General features: G+C 63.5%; 3 protein-coding genes. All 3 read right to left on the reverse strand.

From position 1 onward, the window contains the following. Positions 1-215 precede the first annotated feature (215 nt). On the reverse strand, positions 216-1,160 hold the full coding sequence (locus ACH2EI_RS21980; protein ID WP_395152631.1) for an ROK family protein: 945 nt from the start codon (positions 1,158-1,160) through the stop codon (positions 216-218). A 49-nt stretch (positions 1,161-1,209) separates the two neighbouring features. After that, the gene (locus ACH2EI_RS21985; protein WP_395152630.1) at positions 1,210-2,658 is read right to left on the reverse strand and encodes an NADH-ubiquinone oxidoreductase-F iron-sulfur binding region domain-containing protein; all 1,449 of its coding nucleotides are present in this window, start codon (positions 2,656-2,658) and stop codon (positions 1,210-1,212) included. 120 nt (positions 2,659-2,778) lie between these two features. Then, the coding region (locus tag ACH2EI_RS21990; RefSeq protein ID WP_395161601.1) for a cation:proton antiporter at positions 2,779-3,435 on the reverse strand (657 nt) is incomplete at its 5' end.

Here is a 3,435-nt window from a genome sequence, read left to right on the forward strand (position 1 = left end):
GTCGGTGGCGGTCATGTGAGCTCCTCTTACGGTGGGAAAGGGGGATTCTTTATTGGGGGATTTTGGGTGGTGTCTGCAATCCAAATCAAGGGTATGAACGAGAACGTAAAAGTCCGACATCGCAGTCATTTTTGCGTGCACTTTGACGCGCGATCGCATGCAGTGAGCTGTCGTGCCCTCCCAAGGGTTCTTTTGCTTCGTTGACGGAACGTCAGTCAGTTCCCGACGAGTCGGGCTCGACCGATGGCAGCCGCACCCACGATCCCGGAATCGTCCCCGAGCGCAGCTGCAACAAACTCCAAGTCGGGGCTCGGCGCGAGAATCCAGGGCATCGCGGCAGTGCCGATCCGATCAGCCAATGACTGGCCGAGCTTCTCGGCGAGTCCGCCACCGACCACGATTCGCTGCAGATCAAGCACATTCACGACCGAGGCGACACCGATGCCGACGGCCTCGACAGCCTCGGAGAACAACTTCACAGCGAGCTGGTCCTCCTCTTCGAGAGCCTTGACCCAGACCTTCGAGGTCGGCCTCGTCTTGCCTTGCTCCTCTTGGATCTCGAACAGCCGGCTCTTGCGACCGGCGCGCTCCATCATCGAATGAGCGGTGGCGGCCATGCTCCGTCGCCCTGCGTAGGCCTCGACGCATCCGCGTCGACCGCAGGTACACATCGCACCTCCAGCTCGAATGATGACATGGCCAATCTCGCCTGCTGCACCGAGCGCTCCGTTGAACGGTGCGCCGTCGAGGATCAAGCCACCACCGATCCCGGTGCCCATCCAGACCCCGAGCACGTTGTCGCAGCCTGCGGCTGAGCCGGCAACCCATTCGCCGAGGAGGCCGACATTTGCGTCGTTGCCAAGAGCGACGGGCAGATCGAGCCGCTCAGAGATCTGCCCGGCGACATCGATCGACTCGTTCCAGCCTTCGAGGTTCGGGACCTGGACGACGACGTTGCCCTGTACTGCGCCGGGGATCCCAACCCCGACCCCTGCGATGTCGACGTTGAGATCCTCGATCAGGCCGATCACGGTGTCGATGAGGTCATCGGGTCCGCTGGTCGGCGTGTCCGTCTTTGCTCTGGCGGCGACTTCATGGTTCTCCTCGACTGCTCCGACTGTGATGTTCGTGCCGCCGATGTCGACTCCTGCTACGAGCACGGCTGGACCCGACGAGGACGGAACCTTGGGCTGACAGTCGTTTTCATACTCAGACGGTCAAGCTGACAGGGGTGTCGATGTACAGCTCCGCCGGCGGAATACCCGAGTCGAGTGCGCCGTACGACCAATCTGGCTGCTTGTCGGCATGCATCACGTCGATCGTTGCGGCGCCATCGACAAGATCGACGATCGGCGCGACGAGCAATGGCCCGGCAGGTTCGATCGATCGCGCCAGATGACGCTCGACCGTGCCAACGGCGAGAGTGACCAAACTCTGCACGCAACGGCTCTGCTGGAGCGCGAGACCGCAGCGAGCTCCGTCGCCCACCGTGGCGAAGCGGCGGTTGAGTTCGGCGAGCGTCCGCGCGTCGCCCGACGCCGAACATACGTCAGCGAGCAACCGGGCGATGCCGATGCCGTCGTCCTTGCAGGGCAGGCACTGACCACACGACTCAACAGCGAGGAAACGCGCAACGGCTTGAGCGAACGCAACGAGGTCGGTGCCATCATCGATCACGATAAATCCGGCCGATCCCAAACCCGAACCGGCGGCTGCCATGTCTTCGTACGTCACCGGGGTGGTGAACTGCGACGCTTCCAACACTGAATTCGCCGTACCCGACACCGCTGCGATGAGCGTCTGACCGACACGCGGCCCGCCGCCGAGTTCATCGATGATCTCCCAAAGCGGAGTGCCCATCGCGAACTCGCCGACTCCGTGGTGGTCGGTGTCACCGGTGATGGTGCACACGATCGACCCGGGGGAATTATCGGTCCCGATCTCGCGAAACCAGTCGGGGCCGTTCAGGATGATGCCGGGCACATTCGCGAGCGTCTCGACGTTGTTGACGAGAGCAGGCGAATCGGCGGTGCCACCCGTGCCGGCCAGACCGACAGTTGCCGCAGAGTTGCCGGCGCCGCTCTCGCCTTCGTCGATGCCTCGTCGGTAGGGCGGCGTCACCCGAGGAAACGGTTGGCGGCCCTCGACGACTTCGAGCATGGCTGATTCCTCGCCGAACAGGTAGGCGGACGGACCGACGGAGATACGCATCGCGACATCGTCGATCCCGGCTGCGGACAGTTCGTCGATCGCGTGTTGCACCCGAACCCGTTCCTGTTCGAACGACGCTTTGAGTGCGACGACCACCTCGTGCGCGCCAACCGCGCGAGCGGCAATCAGTGCACCCTCGAGCACCCGGTACGGATTGGCACGCAGAATCGCACGATCCTTGAACGTGCCCGGCTCGCCTTCGGCCGCGTTGACGATCACAGCAGTCGGCTCACGCACTGATCGGTTCTCGGCGACGGTCTGCCACTTCACGCCGGTCGGGAATCCGGCACCGCCACGTCCTCGTAGACCGGCATCGGTCACGGCGCCGATCAAGTCGATCGGGTCGATCGACGCCGCCACAGCCAGAGCATTACCGCCGCATCGGGCGAGATGGTCGGCCAGATCAGCCACGGGTTCGAGATCGAGGACACGGCGAATGAAAGGCACGATTGGGTTGTACCCGGCTCCAAACACGATGAAACCACGCCACCACAGCCTCACGGCTTGAGCGGAGAGGCGGAGTTCAGGACGCCGCTGGAACCAAACATTCACCGATTGTCGTGGTCGTCAGCCGACCTCCTGGTCGGGTGGGACCACGTGGTCTTGCCGAGATTCGGTCACGGTGCCGTGATCCTCGCCGTCAGCCAGATCAGCTGCGACTTCGGTCGGTCGCTCCTCAAGTTCAATGTCGATGTGGCGAGCAAGCTTGCGTGCGACATCGTCGCTGATGCGCCCCGAGCGCGATGCGTCGGACAACGCGCGTTTCTGCACCGCTGCGAGCCGCCTCGCCGACACCCGGATCTGACGATTGCGAACCCCCTCCACGTTCTGCGTCAACGCGGAAACCTCTGCCTCTTGCGTCTCGAGCCGCTGAGTAAGGTCATCGTTGAGTTCCTTGTAGAGCCGCTCCGTGATCTCGCCGCTGCGCCGCATCGTCTTGAGTTCGGACAGTGCAGCCCGAATCGCGAGGGTCTCTGCCAGATGCTCTTCGTATCGGTTCAACTCGTCGGTCTGGGAAGTGAGCCCGAGACGGTCGAGGACCGGTCGGTACGTGACGCCCTGGACGACCAGCGAGAAGAGCACGACGGCGAACACGACGGCGACCGCGTTGACGCCAGCGAACTGCTTGACCGGCAGCCCGAGAACCAAGGCGATCGGGATGGAGCCCCGCAGCCCTCCCCAGAAGACCGCGGTCATCCACGACGTCGGCACCGGCGCAATCGA

The sequence above is a fragment of the Ilumatobacter sp. genome (assembly GCF_041688325.1).
Lineage (GTDB): Bacteria > Actinomycetota > Acidimicrobiia > Acidimicrobiales > Ilumatobacteraceae > Ilumatobacter_A.